20 protein-coding genes and 3 tRNA genes are annotated in these 21,913 nt (G+C 54.8%); 1 reads left to right on the top strand and 22 read right to left on the bottom strand.

Going from position 1 to position 21,913, the window contains the following annotated elements; translation table 11 throughout:
• On the top strand, nt 1-209 hold a 209-nt coding region (locus VF684_RS09540; RefSeq protein WP_440174171.1), incomplete at its 5' end, for a hypothetical protein.
• 31 nt (nt 210-240) lie between these two features.
• Here VF684_RS09540 and gmhB read toward each other — a convergent pair.
• The 22 genes from gmhB to VF684_RS09430 all read right to left on the bottom strand — a co-directional run bounded on the left by gmhB (nt 241) and on the right by VF684_RS09430 (nt 21,656).
• Complete coding sequence (gene gmhB / locus VF684_RS09535) at nt 241-783, bottom strand: D-glycero-beta-D-manno-heptose 1,7-bisphosphate 7-phosphatase (RefSeq protein ID WP_005356377.1); 543 nt, start codon at nt 781-783, stop codon at nt 241-243.
• 114 nt (nt 784-897) lie between these two features.
• On the bottom strand, nt 898-2,082 hold the full coding sequence (gene tuf / locus VF684_RS09530; RefSeq protein ID WP_005339879.1) for an elongation factor Tu: 1,185 nt from the start codon (nt 2,080-2,082) through the stop codon (nt 898-900).
• Nucleotides 2,083-2,136: 54 nt separating this feature from the next.
• Nucleotides 2,137-4,242: an elongation factor G gene (gene fusA / locus VF684_RS09525; RefSeq protein WP_021229318.1), complete on the bottom strand. Its 2,106-nt coding sequence runs from the start codon at nt 4,240-4,242 to the stop codon at nt 2,137-2,139.
• Between the two features lie 75 nt (nt 4,243-4,317).
• Complete coding sequence (gene rpsG, locus VF684_RS09520; protein ID WP_005339911.1) at nt 4,318-4,788, bottom strand: 30S ribosomal protein S7; 471 nt, start codon at nt 4,786-4,788, stop codon at nt 4,318-4,320.
• A 93-nt stretch (nt 4,789-4,881) separates the two neighbouring features.
• The gene (rpsL, locus tag VF684_RS09515; protein WP_005306278.1) at nt 4,882-5,256 is read right to left on the bottom strand and encodes a 30S ribosomal protein S12; all 375 of its coding nucleotides are present in this window, start codon (nt 5,254-5,256) and stop codon (nt 4,882-4,884) included.
• Nucleotides 5,257-5,438: 182 nt separating this feature from the next.
• Nucleotides 5,439-5,717 carry a sulfurtransferase complex subunit TusB gene (tusB, locus tag VF684_RS09510; RefSeq protein ID WP_005339909.1) on the bottom strand — a complete coding sequence of 93 codons (279 nt, stop codon included), beginning with the start codon at nt 5,715-5,717 and terminating at the stop codon, nt 5,439-5,441.
• 7 nt (nt 5,718-5,724) lie between these two features.
• On the bottom strand, nt 5,725-6,084 hold the full coding sequence (gene tusC / locus VF684_RS09505) for a sulfurtransferase complex subunit TusC (RefSeq protein ID WP_139442032.1): 360 nt from the start codon (nt 6,082-6,084) through the stop codon (nt 5,725-5,727).
• An 8-nt stretch (nt 6,085-6,092) separates the two neighbouring features.
• On the bottom strand, nt 6,093-6,485 hold the full coding sequence (gene tusD, locus VF684_RS09500; protein ID WP_139442031.1) for a sulfurtransferase complex subunit TusD: 393 nt from the start codon (nt 6,483-6,485) through the stop codon (nt 6,093-6,095).
• Between the two features lie 84 nt (nt 6,486-6,569).
• Nucleotides 6,570-6,950: a RidA family protein gene (locus VF684_RS09495; RefSeq protein ID WP_005339904.1), complete on the bottom strand. Its 381-nt coding sequence runs from the start codon at nt 6,948-6,950 to the stop codon at nt 6,570-6,572.
• A gap of 24 nt (nt 6,951-6,974) precedes the next feature.
• A complete protein-coding gene (locus VF684_RS09490) occupies nt 6,975-7,691 on the bottom strand; it encodes a helix-turn-helix transcriptional regulator (protein ID WP_005339902.1) in 717 nt (238 codons plus the stop codon).
• Between the two features lie 194 nt (nt 7,692-7,885).
• The gene (gene rpoC / locus VF684_RS09485) at nt 7,886-12,190 is read right to left on the bottom strand and encodes a DNA-directed RNA polymerase subunit beta' (RefSeq protein WP_139442030.1); all 4,305 of its coding nucleotides are present in this window, start codon (nt 12,188-12,190) and stop codon (nt 7,886-7,888) included.
• Between the two features lie 91 nt (nt 12,191-12,281).
• Nucleotides 12,282-16,310 carry a DNA-directed RNA polymerase subunit beta gene (gene rpoB / locus VF684_RS09480; protein WP_005339897.1) on the bottom strand — a complete coding sequence of 1,343 codons (4,029 nt, stop codon included), beginning with the start codon at nt 16,308-16,310 and terminating at the stop codon, nt 12,282-12,284.
• A gap of 224 nt (nt 16,311-16,534) precedes the next feature.
• Entirely contained in the window at nt 16,535-16,900 is a 366-nt protein-coding gene (rplL, locus tag VF684_RS09475) for a 50S ribosomal protein L7/L12 (RefSeq protein WP_005306304.1), read from the bottom strand.
• A gap of 51 nt (nt 16,901-16,951) precedes the next feature.
• Nucleotides 16,952-17,452 (bottom strand): 50S ribosomal protein L10, encoded by a 501-nt coding sequence (gene rplJ / locus VF684_RS09470; RefSeq protein WP_005339895.1) that lies wholly within the window; start codon nt 17,450-17,452, stop codon nt 16,952-16,954.
• A 256-nt stretch (nt 17,453-17,708) separates the two neighbouring features.
• A complete protein-coding gene (gene rplA / locus VF684_RS09465; RefSeq protein ID WP_005339888.1) occupies nt 17,709-18,410 on the bottom strand; it encodes a 50S ribosomal protein L1 in 702 nt (233 codons plus the stop codon).
• Nucleotides 18,411-18,414: 4 nt separating this feature from the next.
• Entirely contained in the window at nt 18,415-18,843 is a 429-nt protein-coding gene (gene rplK / locus VF684_RS09460) for a 50S ribosomal protein L11 (RefSeq protein WP_005339887.1), read from the bottom strand.
• Between the two features lie 134 nt (nt 18,844-18,977).
• Entirely contained in the window at nt 18,978-19,529 is a 552-nt protein-coding gene (nusG, locus tag VF684_RS09455; protein WP_005306318.1) for a transcription termination/antitermination protein NusG, read from the bottom strand.
• 9 nt (nt 19,530-19,538) lie between these two features.
• The gene (secE, locus tag VF684_RS09450) at nt 19,539-19,910 is read right to left on the bottom strand and encodes a preprotein translocase subunit SecE (RefSeq protein ID WP_005306322.1); all 372 of its coding nucleotides are present in this window, start codon (nt 19,908-19,910) and stop codon (nt 19,539-19,541) included.
• Nucleotides 19,911-19,970: 60 nt separating this feature from the next.
• Nucleotides 19,971-20,047, bottom strand: a tRNA-Trp gene (locus VF684_RS09445).
• 53 nt (nt 20,048-20,100) lie between these two features.
• Nucleotides 20,101-21,285 carry an elongation factor Tu gene (tuf, locus tag VF684_RS09440; protein ID WP_005339879.1) on the bottom strand — a complete coding sequence of 395 codons (1,185 nt, stop codon included), beginning with the start codon at nt 21,283-21,285 and terminating at the stop codon, nt 20,101-20,103.
• Nucleotides 21,286-21,458: 173 nt separating this feature from the next.
• A tRNA-Gly gene (locus VF684_RS09435) sits at nt 21,459-21,533 on the bottom strand.
• A 38-nt stretch (nt 21,534-21,571) separates the two neighbouring features.
• Nucleotides 21,572-21,656, bottom strand: a tRNA-Tyr gene (locus VF684_RS09430).
• Nucleotides 21,657-21,913: the final 257 nt, after the last annotated feature.

Below are 21,913 nucleotides of genomic sequence, written 5' to 3'. Positions count from 1 at the left end.
TCGACGCAACAGTGTGTTGCTGCGAGAGTGGAATTCTACTCAACCGCCTTCCCGAGTCAAGCCTTATTTTCAAAGGCTTTTCGAGGTTATCGACTTGGCTTTCTGCGTTGCCACTTGCCCTGTCGATGGAGGCGCATTATAGGGAACAGATTCTTTCTGGCAAGCAGATAATTGCAAAAAGATGGCTTCCGCTGTTTGTTCGCTCATAAAGCCACCAATTGGCATATTAAACCGGCGAAATCAGCTCACTGCAGGTACCGCAACGGCAAAATCGTGCAGATTGTCATAGAGAGCATCGGCCAGCGCACTACCCGTTTCGGTCACCGGCTTGCCGGTTCTGACCATGATCTTGTGACCGACCCCGGCATTGACGGCAGCTTTCAGATCAGAGGGCTTGTCACCCACCATATAGGAACGGCTCATGTCGATCCCCAGTTCCTGTTGCGCCAACAGCAGCATGCCTGGCTCTGGTTTGCGGCAATCACAGGGGGCGCCGTGATCCGGATGATGGGGGCAGAAGTAGATGCCATCGAGATCCACATCCCGATCAGCCAGTGACCAATCCATCCATTCAGTCAGATTCATGAAATCATCTTCACTGAAGTAGCCGCGGGCGATTCCGGACTGGTTGGTGACGACGACCAGCAGATAGCCTTTCTTTTTGAGGAGCTGCAGGGCGTCTATGACTCCGGGCAGAAAATGGAAATCATCGACTTGGCTGACATAACCAGTGTCTTCATTGATGACACCGTCACGATCCAGAAAAATGGCGGGGTTGCTCACGGAAACTACCTCTATCAATGGTTTTGCCCAGTATCTCACAGGCCATAAATAGCCCCAAAAATAAAAAGGGGTGGCCGAAGCCACCCCTTTTCATGTTTGTATATAACGAATCGATTAGGCGATTACGCTAGCTACAACACCAGCACCTACAGTACGGCCACCTTCACGGATAGCGAAACGCAGGCCATCGTCCATTGCGATCGGAGCAATCAGGGTAACAACCATCTTGATGTTGTCGCCCGGCATTACCATCTCTACGCCTTCCGGCAGTTCGATGGTACCGGTCACGTCGGTAGTACGGAAGTAGAACTGCGGACGGTAGCCTTTGAAGAACGGGGTATGACGACCACCTTCTTCTTTGGACAGTACGTACACTTCAGATTCGAACTTGGTGTGCGGCTTGATAGAACCCGGCTTGGCCAGTACCTGACCACGCTCTACGTCTTCACGCTTAACACCACGCAGCAGCGCGCCGATGTTCTCGCCTGCACGACCTTCGTCCAGCAGCTTGCGGAACATTTCAACACCGGTACAGGTGGTAGAAACGGTATCTTTGATACCAACGATTTCTACGGTCTCACCTACTTTAACGATACCGCGCTCTACACGACCGGTAACTACGGTACCACGGCCAGCGATAGAGAATACGTCTTCGATAGGCATCAGGAACGGCTGGTCAATCGCGCGCTCCGGCTCCGGGATGTAGGTATCCAGGTGGCCAGCCAGCTCGATGATCTTCTCTTCCCACTGAGCGTCGCCTTCCAGCGCTTTCAGCGCGGAACCACGAACTACCGGCAGGTCATCACCCGGGAAGTCGTACTCGGTCAGCAGTTCACGAACTTCCATCTCTACCAGTTCGAGCAGCTCTTCGTCATCAACCATGTCACACTTGTTCATGAACACGATCATGTACGGGATACCAACCTGACGACCCAGCAGGATGTGCTCACGAGTCTGCGGCATCGGGCCGTCAGTCGCTGCTACTACCAGGATCGCGCCGTCCATCTGGGCAGCACCGGTGATCATGTTTTTAACGTAGTCGGCGTGACCCGGGCAATCTACGTGGGCGTAGTGACGGGTAGCGGTGTCGTATTCTACGTGGGAGGTGTTGATGGTGATACCACGCTCACGCTCTTCCGGTGCCTTGTCGATCTGGTCGAAGGCGAAAGCTTTACCGCCGAAGTGCTTGGCCAGCACGTTGGTGATAGCTGCAGTCAGGGTGGTTTTACCGTGGTCAACGTGGCCGATGGTGCCGACGTTTACGTGCGGTTTATTACGCTCAAATTTTTCTTTAGACACGACGTAGTCCTTCTAGGTTAAACCCGCCTACCGTCGTAGGCGGGGAATCTTAAATTACTTGGATTTGCGCTCTTCGATCACGGCTTGTGCAACGTTGGTCGGTGCATCGTGATACTTGGCGAATTCCATGGCGTAGGAAGCACGACCCTGGGTAGCGGAACGCAGTGCAGTTGCATAACCGAACATTTCGGCCAGCGGCACCAGAGCACGTACGATCTTGCCGGACGGGCCATCTTCCATACCTTCGATCAGGCCACGACGACGGTTCAGGTCACCGATAACGTCGCCCATGTAATCTTCCGGAGTTTCAACTTCTACTTTCATGATCGGTTCGAGCAGAACCGGGTTGGCTTTCATGAAGCCAGCCTTAAAGGCCATGGAAGCAGCGATTTTGAACGCCAGTTCGGAAGAGTCGACATCGTGGTAAGAACCGAAGTGCAGACGCACACCCAGATCCATAACCGGGTAACCAGCCAGCGGACCAGATTTGAGCTGCTCACGGATACCTTTATCAACACCCGGGATGAATTCACCAGGAATGACACCACCTTTGATGTCGTTGACGAATTCGTAGGCTTTGCCTTCTTCCAGCGGGTACATGTCGATAACAACATGACCGTACTGACCGCGACCACCAGACTGCTTGGCATGCTTGCCTTCGATGTCTTTAACGGTGGTACGGATGGTTTCACGGTAGGCAACCTGCGGCTTACCTACGTTGGCTTCAACCTTGAACTCGCGACGCATACGGTCAACGATGATGTCCAGGTGCAGCTCACCCATACCAGCGATGATGGTTTGACCTGACTCTTCGTCAGTCCATACGCGGAAGGACGGATCTTCCTGAGCCAGACGGCCCAGTGCCAGACCCATCTTCTCCTGGTCAGCCTTGGTTTTCGGCTCAACCGCGATAGAAATTACCGGCTCCGGGAATTCCATACGCTCGAGGATGATCGGTGCGTTCGGGTCACACAGGGTGTCACCAGTGGTCACGTCTTTCAGACCGATGGCAGCAGCGATGTCACCAGCGCGTACTTCTTTGATCTCTTCACGCTTGTTGGCATGCATCTGAACGATACGGCCAAAACGCTCGCGTTTGTCCTTGACGGAGTTCAGCACGGTGTCACCGGAGTTGATCACGCCAGAGTAGACACGGAAGAAGGTCAGGTTACCAACGAACGGGTCGGTAGCAATCTTGAACGCCAGAGCAGAGAACGGCTCGTCATCAGAAGCGTGACGCTCGTCTTTGGTCTCGCCGTCCATTTTCAGGCCGTCGATAGCAGCAACGTCGGTCGGAGCCGGCAGGTACTCGATCACGGCATCCAGCATTGCCTGTACGCCCTTGTTCTTGAACGCGGAGCCACAGGTTACCAGGATGATTTCGTTGTTCAGCACGCGCTGACGCAGAGCACCTTTGATCTCTTCCTCGGTCAGCTCTTCGCCGCCCAGGTATTTTTCCATCAGGTCTTCAGACGCTTCAGCAGCGGCTTCAACCAGATTCATGCGCATTTCTTGCGCCTGTTCCAGCAACTCAGCCGGGACGTCTTCGTAATCGAAGGATACGCCCTGATCAGCTTCATTCCAGTTGATGGCTTTCATCTTGACCAGGTCAACAACGCCCTTAAAGTTCTCTTCAGAGCCGATGTTCAGCTGAAGGGGAACCGGAGTACCTTTCAGACGGGTCTTGATGTGCTCAACGCAGCGCAGGAAGTTGGCGCCGGTACGGTCCATCTTGTTGACGAACGCGATACGGGGAACCTTGTACTTGTTAGCCTGACGCCATACGGTTTCAGACTGTGGCTGTACGCCACCTACGGCACAGTACACCATCACGGCACCGTCCAGAACACGCATTGAACGCTCTACTTCGATAGTAAAGTCAACGTGGCCCGGGGTATCGATGATGTTGATACGGTGCGGTTGGAACTGTTTACCCATACCGGACCAGAAAGCGGTGGTCGCGGCGGAGGTGATGGTGATACCACGCTCTTGTTCCTGTTCCATCCAGTCCATGGTGGCAGCGCCATCGTGAACTTCACCGATCTTGTGACTTACACCGGTGTAAAACAGTACGCGCTCGGTAGTAGTAGTCTTACCGGCGTCAATGTGAGCGGAGATACCGATGTTACGATAACGCTCAATGGGGGTTGTACGAGCCATTGTCATCCTCTTACTAAGGCGCTTGTCCCTAGATAATTAAAGGTGCGCAGAGTCAAAAGACCCTGCGCAAGCGGATTACCAGCGGAAGTGAGCGAAGGCTTTGTTCGCTTCAGCCATACGGTGAACGTCTTCACGTTTCTTGACAGACGAACCCTTATTGTCAGCGGCATCCAGCAGCTCGCCAGCCAGACGCTGAGCCATTGATTTTTCACCACGTTTACGAGCGGCATCAACCAACCAGCGCATTGCCAGGGCATTGCGACGTACCGGACGAACTTCTACCGGCACCTGATAGGTTGCACCACCGACGCGACGAGATTTAACCTCGACCGCCGGACGAATGTTATCCAGAGCTTCTTCGAATACGGCCAGGTGCTCTTTGCCAGATTTGGTGGCAATGATGTCCAGGGCGCCATAAACAATGGCTTCTGCAACAGATTTCTTACCGTCAACCATTACTACGTTGACAAATTTAGCCAGCAGCTCTGATCCGAACTTGGGATCTGGCAGGATTTTACGCTGACCAACAACACGACGTCTTGGCATTTCAAATTCTCCGTAACTTCAGGGATTACCCAAAACTAGAAAGCTATCTAACTAGAAACGAATTAACGTTTGGCCTTACTTAACGGAGAACCATTAAGCTTTAGGACGCTTCACGCCATACTTGGAGCGAGCCTGCTTACGGTCTTTAACACCGGCACAGTCCAACGCACCACGAACGGTGTGATAACGAACACCTGGCAAGTCTTTTACACGACCGCCACGGATCAGAACAACAGAGTGCTCTTGCAGGTTGTGACCTTCACCGCCGATGTAGGAGGTGACTTCGAAGCCGTTGGTCAGACGTACACGGCAAACTTTACGCAGTGCAGAGTTAGGCTTCTTCGGGGTGGTGGTATATACACGAGTGCATACGCCACGCTTCTGAGGGCACGCTTCCAGCGCCGGCACGTTGCTTTTCACAACGAGCTTGATGCGTGGCTTGCGAACCAACTGGTTAATAGTTGCCATCAAAAGGCTCCTGATAATGACTTCATAAACGTGTGGAAAATCCTCCCCGCAGATACGGGGACGCGAAATTTTATGCCCTGTTGTCTGGGGAGTCAAGATTTATACAATTTGCGTCACAAAAGGGCAATTCGGATCCGTTTGATTTCACGACATCACATTGAATTATCTTGAAAATGTGCTTCTCAGCCCCCCCAGGTGCGCGGGGAACCTTTTTGCGCAATCAGTGCCACCAGACCCGCCATATCGAGCACATTACCCACCCGATGCTGCAAACCGCGAGCTTGCAGATCTTCCTGCATCACATAAAGCGGGATACCCGCCAGCCGCGCACTCCACTGGGGAGCCGATGCCGCAATCACGGCATCCTGCATCAGTACCAGCTCATCCTCGGGCTGAAGGTATGAGAGCGCCTCTGCCAGAGCCTGACTCTGAAAGGGAGAGTTCAATATCAGATGCAACATGGAGACCTCAAAAGCTGATGTGAGTCGAACATTGTGCCCAGCGCCGAGCCAGTTCCTGGCGCGGCAGACTCTCGACCGGGATCAGCAGCTCATCCACTGTCACGCCACGCTCTGCCAGCGAGTCACCACAAACATAGACCTCTTCGATGTCGTAGAGTTCCAGCATCTTGAAGGTGGGCGCGTAGTGGCGCTGCAAAATGGCGGCAGGCTGCTGCTCCTTGAGCAGTTGCAGCACACCGTCCCCAATCAGGAAGAGGGCCAGCTCATCGGTCATGGCCGAGGTGGCCAGCAGGGCATCCAGTCCTTCCCGGCCGGCGGCATGGCCATGGGGGCCACGACTGTAGATAAAGGCAATTTTTTTACTCATGGCTCCCCCTAGAACTGAACCAGCCGATCGGCGGTGAGCGCAGCCTCGGCCAACTGGCCCAGACCACTCAAGCAAAATGGCGCTTGCAGATTGAAGTGCGCCTGCCCTGCCCCCTTGGCCTCCTGCTCATCGAGCACACCGCGTCGCATGGCGGCGGCGACGCAGACGTCGATACGGATCCCCTGCTCTTCTGCCAGCTCTCGCCACAGACGCACCAGGTCAGTCTCATCGGATGCAGGCAGATGCAAACCGTTGCCGTTGCAGACCCCATCCTGATAGAAGAACAGGTGGGACAAGGTATGCCCCTGTGCCAACAGGGTGCGGGCAAAACGATAGGCGGTGCTGGCCGATTGGGTGCCATAGGCGGGCCCCGTGACCATGATGGCAAAACTCAGACTCATAGCAGGACTCCTGTGCTGACCCGGTCCATTTTACGCCAAAAACAAAAAAGCCCCTGCCAGGAGGGGCTTGATTCGATCTGTTGATCAGAGATGGGCAATCGCCTCAACTTCGACCAGCACATCTTTCGGCAGACGGGCCACCTCTACGCAGGAGCGAGCTGGCGCCGCATCGCCAAAGTAGCGGGCATAGACCTGATTGAAGGCAACGAAGTTGTTCATGTCGCTCAGGAAGCAGGTGGTTTTGACCACTTTGCTGGCATCGGCACCGGCAGCGTGCAACACGGCAACCAGGTTCTTCATCACCCGTTCGGCCTGCTCTTCAATGCCGCCAGCCACAATTTCCATGGTGGCAGGATCGAGCGGGATCTGCCCGGAGGTGAAGATCATCTCGCCAACCTTGGTAGCCTGAACATACGGACCAATCGCGGCAGGCGCCTTGTCGGTTGCAATCACTTCTTTAGCCATTCATCTATCCCCTTCTGGAATGAGTTACTCGTTCTCGTCTTCACCCTGCTTGCGCTGTCGGATGTAAAGATAAACGGTATGTTTTGAAATATTGAGTTTGTCCGCCACCAGATTGATCGAATCCTTGATATCGAAAATGCCCTTCTCGAACAGCTGGGTCACGATGAAGCGATTCTTGGCATTATTGGCCACGGTGGGATCGCGATTGATCTCGTCGATGGTGTTATCCACCGTCTGGGCAACCAGCTCTTCCACGCTGTTGGCGAAGGTCTCTGGTGACTGACGCGCCGCCTGCTGGGGCGTCGGGAAAAATTCGGCCACGAACTCGTGGAAAGGCGCATTGATGTGCAGATTGATGCAGATAAGCCCCACTACTTGCCGCTCGCTGTTGCGAATGGCGATGGTGCTCGACTTCATCAGCGCGCCGGTACGGCTGCGAGCGAAATAGCTCTGGGTGTAATCCTGGCCGGTGCTCTCGATGTCCTTGAGCATGCGCAGGGCGAGATCGGTGATGGGCGCCCCGAGGGTGCGTCCGGTATTGAAGCCGTTGGCGATCTTGATCACCGACTCGTGCAGATTTTCCAGGGAGTGGAGTACCACTTCACAATGCTTGCCGAACAGCTCGGCCAAGCCATCGATGAGCCCATCGTATGAGCGCAACAATTCCCTGTCTTCATCTGTAAAAGTGCGGCTGATCAGCTGTTCTTCGGGAAGCATGGCTTCCTCGATACCGACAGTCATGTTCTACCCCTGTAATAACCATTCAACTTTCCCGAGTTTTAAATTGCAGGGGAGTAAAGTCAACTTTTTTTGATTTTTTACTCTACAACTTTGCTCTGGATCATCCTGAAACCCGCGCTGCGTCTACCTTTGCCGAGGAATTGGCCAACAAAAAGGGCTCCTTGAAGGAGCCCTTTTCAATCACGGATGACGAGTTACTCTTCGTCGAAGCTACCGGCTGCGTTCAGCAGATCCGCCAGGTTCTGCTCCGCTTCATCAGCGGTCACCTGCGGGGTACCAACAGCACGAGCTGCGGCGGCACGCTGGTTGATCCGGCTATGGTGGTAGGCAAAGCCGGTACCAGCCGGGATCAGACGACCCACGATGACGTTCTCTTTCAGACCACGCAGTTCATCACGCTTGCCACCTACGGCGGCTTCGGTCAGAACGCGAGTGGTTTCCTGGAAGGAAGCCGCGGAGATGAAGGACTCGGTGCTCAGAGATGCCTTGGTAATACCCATCAGTACATGACGGTAGGTCGCAGGGGTCTTGCCCTCGGCAACCAGCTTACGGTTGGCAATCTTCACGCGAGCCACTTCAACCTGTTCGCCTTCGATCAGATCGGTGTCGCCAGCAGTCAGGATCTCGCACTTGCGCAGCATCTGACGAACGATGACTTCGATGTGCTTGTCGTTGATCTTAACGCCTTGCAGACGGTATACGTCCTGCACTTCGTTGGCGATGTAGTTGGCGACCGGGCTGATACCGCGCAGACGCAGGATATCGTGAGCAGACTCAGGACCGTCCGCCAGCACTTCACCCTTCTCAACTTTTTCACCTTCGAACACGTTCAGGTTACGCCACTTCGGAATCATCTCCTCGTAGACGTTGCCACCATCGGTCGGGGTAATGACCAGACGGCGTTTGCCCTTGGTCTCTTTCCCGAAGGAGATGGTACCGGAGATCTCGGCCAGAATTGCCGGTTCCTTCGGTTGACGTGCTTCGAACAGATCCGCAACGCGCGGCAGACCACCGGTGATGTCCTTGGTACCGCCGGACTCTTGCGGGATACGCGCTACCGCGTCACCCACGCCCACGTTGGCACCATCTTCCAGGTTCACGATCGCCTTGCCCGGCAGGAAGTACTGGGCGGCTACATCGGTACCCGGGATCATCACGTCTTTGCCGTTCAGGTCGACCAGTTTAACGGTCGGACGCATCTCTTTACCGGCGCTCGGACGCTCGTTGACATCCAGAACAACGATAGAAGAGAGACCGGTCAGCTCGTCGGTCTGACGAGTGATGGTCACGCCATCGATCATGTGTTCGAACTGCAGGCGACCTGCCACTTCGGTGATGATCGGGTGGGTGTGCGGATCCCAGTTGGCAACGGTCTCGCCAGCGCTCACGGCCTGACCATCCTTCACTTCCAGCACGGAACCGTAAGGCAGCTTGTGGCTTTCCTTGGTACGGCCCATGTCGTCCATGATGGTCAGTTCGGTAGAACGTGAGGTGATAACCAGTTTGTCATCGCTGTTGTGAACGAACTTGGCGTTCTGCAGCTTGATGCTACCGGTGTTCTTCACCTGGATGCTGCTCTCGGCTGCGGCACGAGATGCGGCACCACCGATGTGGAACGTACGCATCGTCAGCTGGGTACCCGGTTCACCGATGGACTGGGCGGCGATAACACCGACAGCCTCACCCTTGTTAACCAAGTGACCACGGGCCAGGTCACGGCCGTAGCAGTGAGCACAGTTACCGAAGTCAGTTTCACAGGTGATGGCAGAACGTACCTTCACACGGTCAACGGAGTTGCGTTCCAGCAGGTCACACAGCTGCTCGTCGAGCAGGGTGTTGCGAGCAACCAGGATCTCGTCCTCGGTACCCGGCTTGATGACATCTTCTGCCACCACACGACCCAGCACGCGCTCACGCAGCGGCTCGACCACGTCGCCACCCTCGATCAGCGGAGTCATCCACAGACCGTCGGTAGTGCCGCAATCGTCCTCGGTGATCACCATGTCTTGCGCCACGTCTACCAGACGACGAGTCAGGTAACCGGAGTTCGCAGTCTTCAATGCGGTATCCGCCAGACCCTTACGAGCACCGTGAGTAGAGATAAAGTACTGCAGTACGTTCAGACCTTCGCGGAAGTTCGCGATGATCGGGGTCTCGATGATGGAGCCATCCGGCTTGGCCATCAGGCCACGCATACCGGCCAGCTGACGGATCTGGGCGGCGGAACCACGCGCACCAGAGTCGGCCATCATAAAGATGCTGTTGAACGAGGCCTGCTCTTCTTCTTCACCCAGCGAGTTGACGTTACGCTCTTTGGACAAGTTCTCCATCATGGCCTTGGAGACGCGCTCGTTGGCGCTGGCCCAGATATCGATAACCTTGTTGTAACGCTCGCCCGCAGTTACCAGACCAGACAGGAACTGGTCCTGGATCTCGGCAACTTCGGCTTCGGCTGCTGCAATGATGTCTTTCTTGGCATCCGGGATGACCATGTCATCGATACCAACGGAAGCACCGGACAGGGCCGCGTAGTGGAAACCGGTATACATCAGCTGGTCAGCGAAGATAACGGTGTCCTTCAGGCCCTGCTTGCGATAGCAGGTGTTCAGCAGACGGGAGATGAGCTTTTTGCCCAGCGCCTTGTTGGATACGCACTTGATCCAGTTCTGTGGATTGGCATCCAGATCAGCCTGTTCTGCAGCAGTCAGCACCTTCGGCTCGTCGATCAGGGCATATTCCATACCTTTCGGCAGGATCAGGCTCAGGATCGCACGACCAACGGTGGTGTTCTTCATCTCGGTGTGTTCACGCAGAGAACCGTCTTCCTGACGCAGGTATTCGGTAATGCGTACTTTCACACGAGCATGCAGATCGGCCAGACCGGCGCGATATACTTTCTCGGCTTCTTTCGGGCCGGCCAGCACCATACCTTCGCCTTTGGCGTTGATACGAGCACGGGTCATGTAGTACAGACCCAAGACCACGTCCTGAGAAGGAACGATGATCGGCTCACCGGAGGCAGGCGACAGGATGTTGTTGGTAGACATCATCAGCGCACGCGCTTCCAGCTGGGCTTCCAGGGTCAGCGGTACGTGGACCGCCATCTGGTCACCATCGAAGTCCGCGTTATACGCAGCACAAACCAGCGGGTGCAGCTGGATTGCCTTGCCTTCGACCAGAGTCGGTTCGAATGCCTGGATACCCAGACGGTGCAGAGTCGGTGCACGGTTCAGCAGAACCGGGTGTTCGCGGATCACTTCGTCCAGGATATCCCAAACGACAGCTTCTTCGCGCTCCACCATCTTCTTGGCGGCCTTGATAGTGGTCGCCAGACCGCGGGTTTCCAGCTTGCCATAGATGAACGGCTTGAACAGTTCCAGCGCCATCTTCTTCGGCAGACCGCATTGATGCAGACGCAGAGTCGGGCCTACGGTGATAACGGAACGACCGGAGTAGTCGACACGTTTACCGAGCAGGTTCTGACGGAAACGACCCTGCTTACCCTTGATCATGTCAGCCAGGGATTTCAGCGGGCGCTTGTTGGAACCGGTGATGGCACGACCACGACGGCCGTTATCCAGCAGTGCATCGACGGACTCTTGCAGCATACGCTTTTCGTTGCGCACGATGATGTCCGGAGCAGCCAGATCCAGCAGACGCTTCAAGCGGTTGTTACGGTTGATCACGCGACGGTACAGATCGTTCAGATCGGAAGTCGCGAAACGGCCGCCGTCCAGCGGTACCAGCGGACGCAGGTCCGGCGGCAGCACAGGCAGCACTGTCATGATCATCCACTCCGGCTTGTTGCCGGACTGCAGGAAAGCTTCCATCAGCTTCAGACGCTTGGTGGTCTTCTTGCGCTTGGTCTCGGAGTTGGTTTGATCCAGCTCCTCACGCATGGTTTTGACTTCACCTTCCAGATCGATAGCGCGCAGCAATGCCAGGATTGCTTCGGCACCCATCTTGGCGTCAAATTCGTCGCCCCACTCTTCCAGCGCATCCAGGTACTGCTCTTCAGAGAGCATCTGGCTGCGTTCGAGGTTGGTCATACCCGGCTCGATTACGACGAAAGATTCGAAGTAGAGCACGCGCTCGATGTCGCGCAGGGTCATGTCCAGCAGAAGACCGATACGGGACGGCAGGGACTTCAGGAACCAGATGTGGGCAGTCGGGCTGGCCAGCTCGATGTGGCCCATACGCTCACGACGGACCTTGGTCTGGGTCACTTCAACGCCGCACTTCTCACAGATCACACCACGGTGTTTCAGGCGCTTGTACTTGCCGCACAGACACTCGTAGTCCTTCACCGGTCCGAAGATGCGGGCGCAGAACAGACCATCACGCTCCGGCTTGAAAGTCCGGTAGTTGATGGTCTCAGGCTTTTTGACCTCACCGAATGACCAGGAGCGGATCATGTCAGGAGAGGCCAGACCGATCTTGATACTGTCAAACTCTTCGGTCTTGGTCTGAGCCTTCAAAAACTTGAGTAAGTCTTTCACGTGTTTCCCCTGTCAGGAGTCTAACCTCGGCGCCCCGGCTGCCAAAACAGCGGGGCGCCCACGTCAATTCTCGAACAATAAGAGCGAGCTCTTACTCTTCGTCCAGCTCGATGTTGATACCCAGAGAGCGGATTTCCTTCAGCAATACGTTGAAGGATTCGGGCATGCCCGGCTCCATACGGTGGTCGCCATCCACGATGTTCTTATACATCTTGGTACGGCCATTCACATCGTCAGACTTGACGGTCAGCATTTCCTGCAGGGTATATGCCGCACCGTAAGCCTCCAGGGCCCACACTTCCATCTCACCGAAACGCTGACCACCGAACTGAGCCTTACCACCCAGCGGCTGCTGGGTAACCAGGCTGTAAGAACCGGTAGAACGCGCGTGCATCTTGTCGTCGACCAAGTGGTTCAGCTTGAGCATGTACATGTAACCAACGGTTACTTTACGCTCGAAGCGGTTACCGGTACGGCCATCGAACAGATCAATCTGACCGGATTCCGGCAGATCGGCCAGCTTCAGCAGTGCTTTGATTTCGCGCTCTTTGGCACCATCAAAGACCGGAGTAGCAACCGGCAGACCCTTACGCAGGTTACCCACCAGGGTACGTACGTCGTCGTCAGACAGTTCGGCGATGTTCACTTGCTGGGTGTCCTTCTCGCCCAGGTCGTAGACCTGCTGCAGGAAGTTGCGCATCTCGTGCAGCTCGCGCTGCTCTTTGACCATGCGATCGATCTTCTCGCCGATACCCTTGGCCGCAAGGCCCAGGTGCACTTCGAGGATCTGACCGATGTTCATACGGGATGGTACGCCCAACGGGTTCAGTACGATGTCGACCGGACGGCCGAACTCGTCATGAGGCATATCCTCGACCGGACAGATCTTGGAGATAACACCCTTGTTACCGTGACGGCCCGCCATCTTGTCACCCGGCTGGATGCGACGCTTGACTGCCAGATAAACCTTGACGATTTTCAGTACGCCCGGTGCCAGATCATCACCCTGGATAATCTTGCGACGCTTGTTCTCGAATTTCTTGTCGAACTCGGCTTTCAGCTCAACGTGCTGTTCAGCGATCTGTTCCAGTTCGGTCTGCTTGCCTTCGTCTTCGATGGCCAGTTCAAACCACTTGGAGCGATCGAGCTTGTTCAGACGATCTTCGCTGTAACCGGCGGCCAGCAGCAGGTTGCGGGAACGGCCGAAAATGCCGTCTTCCAGGATCTTGAACTCTTCGGTCAAGTCCTTCTTCGCTTCCTTCAGCTGCATCTCTTCGATTTCTTTGGCGCGCTTGTCTTTTTCCACGCCATCGCGGGTAAAGACTTGCACGTCAACCACGGTACCGTACACACCGTTCGGTACACGCAGGGAGGAGTCCTTCACGTCGGACGCCTTCTCACCGAAGATGGCGCGCAGCAGCTTCTCTTCCGGCGTCAGCTGGGTTTCACCTTTCGGGGTTACCTTACCGACCAGAATGTCGCCGCCCTTCACTTCGGCACCCACGTAGACGATACCGGACTCGTCCAGCTTGGACAGAGCGGCTTCACCCACGTTCGGGATGTCAGCAGTGATCTCTTCCGGACCCAGCTTGGTGTCACGGGAGATACAGGCCAGTTCCTGGATATGGATGGTGGTCAGGCGATCTTCCTGAACAACACGCTCGTTCACCAGGATCGAGTCTTCGAAGTTGTAACCGTTCCACGGCATGAACGCGACGCGCATGTTCTGACCCAGCGCCAGTTCACCCAGATCGGTGGACGGGCCGTCAGCCAGTACGTCGCCAGCCATGACCGGCTCACCCAACATCACGCAAGGACGCTGGTTGATACAGGTGTTCTGGTTGGAACGGGTGTATTTGGTCAGGTTGTAGATGTCGATACCGGCTTCGCCTGGCATCAGCTCATCTTCATTGACCTTCAGGACGATACGGGAGGCATCGACATAGTCGATTACGCCACCACGCTTGGCCACTACGGTTACACCGGAGTCAACGGCCACAGCGCGTTCCATACCGGTACCTACCAGCGGCTTGTCAGCACGCAGAGTCGGTACAGCCTGACGTTGCATGTTTGAACCCATCAATGCGCGGTTCGCGTCATCGTGTTCCAGGAACGGGATCAGAGCCGCTGCCACAGATACGATCTGCTGCGGGCTCACGTCCATATACTGGATCTGGTCGGCGTTCATAAAGGTGGATTCACCTTTGTGACGGCACGGGATCAATTCATCTTTCAGACGGCCATCTTCGGTGGTCGCGGCGTTAGCCTGTGCGATCACGTACTTGCCTTCTTCAATAGCAGACAGGTAGTCCACTTCGTCGGTGATCACACCGTCAATGACCTTGCGGTACGGGGTCTCGAGGAAACCGTACTCGTTGGTACGAGAGTACACGGACAGAGAGTTGATCAGACCGATGTTCGGACCTTCAGGAGTCTCGATAGGGCACAGACGACCGTAGTGAGTCGGGTGTACGTCTCGGACTTCAAAGCCAGCACGCTCACGAGTCAAACCGCCCGGGCCCAGCGCGGAGATACGACGCTTGTGGGTCACTTCGGAGAGCGGGTTGTTCTGGTCCATAAACTGGGACAGCTGGCTGGAACCAAAGAACTCTTTGACTGCGGCGGAGATCGGCTTGGCGTTGATCAGATCCTGCGGCATCAGGGTGTCCAGGTCGCCCAGGGAGAGACGCTCCTTGACCGCACGCTCGACACGCACCAGACCGACGCGGAACTGGTTTTCAGCCATTTCACCGACAGAACGGATACGACGGTTACCCAAGTGGTCGATATCGTCCACTTCGTCGTTACCGTTACGGATGTCGATCAGGCGCTTCATCACATCGACGATGTCGTCTTTGGTCAGTACACCTGCGCCAGTCTCGTCTTCACGACCCAGACGGCGGTTGAACTTCATCCGACCTACGGTAGACAGGTCGTAACGCTCGGCGGAGAAGAACAGGTTTTCGAACAGCTGTTCTGCAGCTTCGCGAGTAGGCGGCTCGCCCGGACGCATCATGCGATAGATCTCGACCAGCGCTTCCAAACGGTTGGAGCTGGAGTCGACACGCAGGGTCTCGGACATGTAGGCACCGTGATCCAGTTCGTTGGTGAACAGAACCTCGAAATGCTTGAAGCCGGCTTGGGACAGGTTGGCGATCGCTTCCAGGCTCAGCGCCTGGTTGGCGGTCACGACCATCTCGCCAGTTTGCGGATGTGCGTAGTCCTTGGCAGCAACTTTGCCAACAACATACTCAACCGGTACCTCAATTTGGGTAACGGCGTCTTTTTCCAACTGACGGATGTGACGCGCAGTCACACGACGACCGGTCTCAACCACCACGGCGCCATTGGCCACGATGTCAAAGGTCGCAGTTTCACCACGCAGACGCTCCGGCACCAGATCCATCATCAACTTGCCATCTTTTACTTCAAAACCGATGGTCTCGAAGAAGGTGGCCAGGATTTGTTCGGAAGTGAAGTCCAGGGCGCGCAGAATAATGGATGCTGGCAGTTTGCGACGACGGTCGATACGGACAAACAGGTTGTCTTTCGCATCGAACTCGAAGTCCAGCCAGGAGCCACGGTAGGGGATAACGCGAGCGTTATACAGTACCTTACCGGATGAATGAGTTTTGCCTTTATCGTGGTCGAAGAAGACGCCCGGGCTGCGGTGCAGCTGGGAGACGATAACCCGCTCGGTACCATTGATAACAAAGGTGCCGTTCTCGGTCATGAGCGGAATTTCGCCCATGTATACTTCTTGTTCCTTGATGTCTTTGACGGTGCCGGCAGCTGCTTCACGGTCGTACAGAACCATACGAAGCTTGACACGCAGCGGCGCGGAGTAGGTCACTCCACGGATCTGGCATTCTTTTACGTCAAATACCGGCTCACCCAGGCGATAGCTGACATACTGAAGCTCAGCACTACCGGAGTAACTGGTGATCGGGAAAACGCTACGGAAAGCGGCCTCTAGGCCATATTCACCTTCCGGGTCAGCCTCGATGAACTGCTTGAAGGAGTCCAGCTGAATGGACAACAGATAAGGCGTGTCCAGTACCTGGTCTCGCTTACCGAAGTCCTTACGAATGCGTTTTTTTTCGGTATAAGAGTAAACCATAGGGTTCCTCAGCTCGCTGATAAGTGACCCACTCTGTCCCGCGGGACAGCTCTGTCTCAACACCGTTTTGTGTTGGCCCGGACGAAAGAAGACAGTCCGGATTGCTGGTGCACCGAGAGTCGTAAACGGTGTGAAATGCTCTCAGTCTACAGCGCAAAAAGGCTGGTGAACAAAAATTCACCAGCCCTAGCCTGTTTTATCAGGCTAATCTACATAAATGCAGATTATTTGATCTCAACAGAAGCACCGGCAGCTTCCAGCTCTTTCTTCAGAGCTTCAGCTTCGTCCTTGGACACGCCTTCCTTCAGGTTAGCCGGAGCAGCTTCTACCAGATCTTTGGCTTCTTTCAGGCCCAGACCGGTAGCGCCACGAACGGCTTTGATAACGGCAACTTTGTTGGCGCCAGCAGCAGTCAGAACTACGTCGAACTCGGTCTTCTCTTCTACTGCTTCAGCAGCAGCCGGGCCAGCCATTACGGCAGCAGCGGCAGAAACACCGAACTTCTCTTCCATAGCTTCGATCAGCTCAACAACTTCCATTACGGACATGGAAGCAACGGCTTCGATGATTTGGTCTTTAGTGATAGACATGACAAAAATTCCTGATGTTGAATAAACTCAAACAGCCTAAATAGGCGAGAATCAAGCAGCAGCTTGTTTCTGGTCGCGAACAGCAGCGATAGTACGAACCAGCTTGCCAGCAGAGGCTTCTTTCATAGTCGCCATCAACTTCGCAATTGCTTCTTCGTAAGTCGGCAGCGTGGCCAGACGATCAATTTGTGCTGCGGCGATAAACTCACCGTTAAAAGCGCCAGCCTTGATTTCGAACTTTTGGTTCGCTTTGGCAAACTCTTTGAACAGACGAGCAGCAGCGCCCGGGTGTTCGTTAGAGAAAGCAATCAAGGTAGGACCGGTAAATGCGTCGTTCAGGCACTCGTATTCGGTACCTTCTACCGCGCGACGCAGCAGGGTGTTACGCACAACGCGCATGTACACACCGGCTTCACGAGCGGTTTTACGCAGGACGGTCATCTTGTCTACAGTTACACCGCGAGAATCGGCAACAACTGCAGAAAGAGCGCCTTTGGCAGCTTCGTTGACTTCAGCAACAATTGCCTTTTTGTCTTCGAGTCCCAATGCCATTGGCTTAACTCCTGGATTGAATCCGGGCCTATTGACCCAGTACTGACACATCCCCCCTACCTTTACAACAGAGGGGAACGATGCGGTAGCAGGATTCCAGAAGAGAAAGAATCTTTCTCGCTGGGTTTCCGGCACCGTCTACGCAGGAAACATTAAGGCTTTGCAGCCTCCTGCGGTCTTGGACGGAGGTCGAAACCCCCAACCAATCAAGGCGCAAAATTATAGATTAAATTTTGCACCTTGTAAAACCCATCAATTAGGCCTGAGCTTCCAGAGAAGCTTGGTCTACGGCAACACCGGCACCCATGGTGGTGGAGATGCTGACTTTCTTGATGAATTGACCTTTGGCGGAAGAGGGCTTGCCTTTTTTCAGGGCAACCAGCAGAGCTTCCAAGTTTTCTTTCAGCTGAACTTCGTTGAAAGAAACCTTACCCAGAGTGGTATGGATGATACCATTCTTGTCGTTACGGTAACGAACCTGACCAGCCTTGGCGTTCTTGACAGCTTCGGCAACGTTAGGAGTTACAGTACCAACTTTCGGGTTCGGCATCAGGCCGCGCGGGCCCAGGATTTGACCCAGTTGACCAACAACGCGCATTGCATCCGGGGATGCGATAACTACGTCGAAGTTCATCTCGCCTTTCTTAACCAGATCGGCCAGGTCATCCATACCTACCAGGTCAGCACCGGCAGCTTTTGCTGCTTCGGCGTTGGCACCTTGAGTAAATACGGCAACGCGTACATCACGACCGGTACCGTGCGGCAGTACAGTAGCACCACGTACGTTCTGGTCAGATTTACGAGCGTCGATACCCAGGTTGACAGCAACGTCAACGCTTTCAACGAACTTGGCGGTAGCCAGTTCTTTCAGCAGGGCAATGGCTTCGTTGATGGAGTACTCTTTGGTACCGTCAACTTTTTCGCGAATAACGCGCATACGCTTGGAAAGTTTAGCCATTGTCTTAATCCTCCACTACCAGACCCATGGAACGAGCGGAGCCTGCGATGCAACGTACTTTTGCATCCAGATCGGCACCAGTCATATCCGGCTCTTTGGTCTTGGCGATTTCTTGCAGCTGGGCAACGGTCACCTTACCAACCTTGTCTTTGTTCGGCTTGGAAGAACCAGACTTGATGCCAGCAGCTTTCTTCAGCAGGAAGGAAGCAGGTGGAGTCTTGGTTTCGAAGGTGAAGGAACGGTCGCTGTAAACGGTGATTACGACCGGAGTCGGTGAACCTTTTTCCAGCTTCTCTGTACGAGCGTTGAACGCCTTACAGAATTCCATGATGTTAACACCGTGTTGACCCAGTGCAGGACCAACGGGAGGAGACGGGTTGGCTGCACCAGCAGCAACCTGCAGCTTGATATAAGCTGTGACTTTCTTAGCCATTAGGAAAATACCTCAAAAATGGGTTCTAGCGCCTCGGAGACTTGCTCCTGCAAACGGCTCCCCAACTAATAAAGGGGCAGCGAATTATAGAGATATTCGCTGCCCCTGACAACCGTTAAACGTACAGAATTCAATCAGCCTTTTTCGACCTGACCAAAATCCAGTTCAACAGGAGTAGAACGACCGAAGATCAGTACAGAGACCTTCACACGGCTCTTCTCATAATCCACCTCTTCAACGGTACCGTTGAAGTCGGCAAACGGACCATCGGCAACTCGCACCATTTCACCCGGTTCAAACAGGGTTTTCGGACGCGGCTTGTCGTGGGCATCCTGCAGACGGTTCAGGATGGCATCGGCCTCTTTGTCGGAGATCGGTGCCGGACGGTCGGAAGTACCGCCGATGAAGCCCATTACACGCGGTACGTTACGCACCAGGTGCCATGTGGTTTCATCCATGATCATCTGGACCAGGACATAACCCGGGAAAAACTTGCGCTCACTCTTGCGCTTCTGGCCAGCACGCATCTCGACCACTTCTTCGGTCGGGACCAGTACTTCACCGAACATGTCTTCCATGCCATGCATCTTGATATGTTCGCGCAGGGACTTGGCTACACGGCCTTCATAGCCGGAAAAAGCCTGCACGACATACCATCTCATACGTTGTTCACGTTGTTCAGTCATGGCTTATCCTTACACACCGGTAATCAGGTTGACCAACCAGACCAAGGCACCGTCCAGAACGAACAGCAGCAGCCCCATCACGGCGGTCACCGCCAGCACAATCAGGGTTGTCTGAATGGCTTCCTGACGGGTCGGCCATACGACCTTGCGGACTTCCAGGCGAGACTCACGGGCGAATGCCAGTGTTGCCTTTCCCTTGGTGGTTTGCAGGGCTACTGCACCGGCAGCAGCAATGACAACGACCACACCCAGGGCGCGGACGGCAGCGACAACATCGTTGAGCAGGTAATTACCCACTACAGCGGCCGCCAGGATAATGAAAACCAGGCCCCAAAGCAGGGTATCCTTGCTTCCGCCCTGGCTCTCAGAACTAACACTCATACAACCCACCTGTATCTGACGTAACCAAAGACACAAAAGCCCCGTACGAGACGAGGTATATGGCAGGGGCGGCAGGACTCGAACCCGCAACCATCGGTTTTGGAGACCGCTGTTCTACCAATTCGAACTACGCCCCTACACAAGAAAGCCCCTATTATAGGGGCTTTGCTTTATTTATGTAAGCCAAAGATTAAGCGATTACGCTGGCTACAACACCGGCACCTACAGTACGGCCACCTTCACGGATAGCGAAACGCAGGCCATCGTCCATTGCGATCGGAGCAATCAGGGTAACAACCATCTTGATGTTGTCGCCCGGCATTACCATCTCTACGCCTTCCGGCAGTTCGATGGTACCGGTCACGTCGGTAGTACGGAAGTAGAACTGCGGACGGTAGCCTTTGAAGAACGGGGTATGACGACCACCTTCTTCTTTGGACAGTACGTACACTTCAGATTCGAACTTGGTGTGCGGCTTGATAGAACCCGGCTTGGCCAGTACCTGACCACGCTCTACGTCTTCACGCTTAACACCACGCAGCAGCGCGCCGATGTTCTCGCCTGCACGACCTTCGTCCAGCAGCTTGCGGAACATTTCAACACCGGTACAGGTGGTAGAAACGGTATCTTTGATACCAACGATTTCTACGGTCTCACCTACTTTAACGATACCGCGCTCTACACGACCGGTAACTACGGTACCACGGCCAGCGATAGAGAATACGTCTTCGATAGGCATCAGGAACGGCTGGTCAATCGCGCGCTCCGGCTCCGGGATGTAGGTATCCAGGTGGCCAGCCAGCTCGATGATCTTCTCTTCCCACTGAGCGTCGCCTTCCAGCGCTTTCAGCGCGGAACCACGAACTACCGGCAGGTCATCACCCGGGAAGTCGTACTCGGTCAGCAGTTCACGAACTTCCATCTCTACCAGTTCGAGCAGCTCTTCGTCATCAACCATGTCACACTTGTTCATGAACACGATCATGTACGGGATACCAACCTGACGACCCAGCAGGATGTGCTCACGAGTCTGCGGCATCGGGCCGTCAGTCGCTGCTACTACCAGGATCGCGCCGTCCATCTGGGCAGCACCGGTGATCATGTTTTTAACGTAGTCGGCGTGACCCGGGCAGTCTACGTGTGCGTAGTGACGGGTAGCGGTGTCGTATTCTACGTGGGAGGTGTTGATGGTGATACCACGCTCACGCTCTTCCGGTGCCTTGTCGATCTGGTCGAAGGCGAAAGCTTTACCACCGAAGTGCTTGGCCAGCACGTTGGTGATAGCTGCAGTCAGGGTGGTTTTACCGTGGTCAACGTGGCCGATGGTACCCACGTTAACGTGCGGTTTATTACGCTCAAATTTTTCTTTAGACATGATCGTCCCTCTAAACTAACGCTGAGTACGCGGTGGCAAGCTAACCACAGAACAGTTTATATGATGGATTTGAATCTGGTGGGGAAGAGAGGCTGGTGCTGACAGACAGGTTCGACTGCCGACTTCACCCTGAGGGCGTAGCTCTTGGTATCGCCTGAGCCATATCAGCATCTTGGAGCGGGCAGCGGGAATCGAACCCGCATCATCAGCTTGGAAGGCTGAGGTAATAGCCATTATACGATGCCCGCATTTCTCTAACCCAAAGAACTCAAACCGCAGAGAAATATGGTGGAGGGAGAAGGATTCGAACCTTCGAAGGCAGAGCCGTCAGATTTACAGTCTGATCCCTTTGGCCGCTCGGGAACCCCTCCAGATGCCAGATTGTCACAGTGGTAATTCTGCTTGCACCCACTGTTTTTTATCGCTTTTGCCGAGCAAACAGGCGACAGACATCCAAGCGTCGCGCATTTTATTGTAAGGATTTGGGGGATGCAACCATTGCACCTTGCAAAATGTGGATTATTGCCGGGATCCGGGCAAAAAAGTGGAGGGATTCAGGCCAATCTGGATGCGTCCCTTGTCGCTCTCCACCCCTTGGTGTATGGTCGCCGTGCCAAAGAAACAGTGA

The sequence above is a fragment of the Aeromonas sp. Lyrl_2 genome, assembly GCF_051948815.1.
GTDB classification, from domain to species: domain Bacteria; phylum Pseudomonadota; class Gammaproteobacteria; order Enterobacterales; family Aeromonadaceae; genus Aeromonas; species Aeromonas veronii.
Note: the sequence above shows the minus strand (reverse complement) of the source record. Positions and strands in the feature narration are given on the sequence as shown.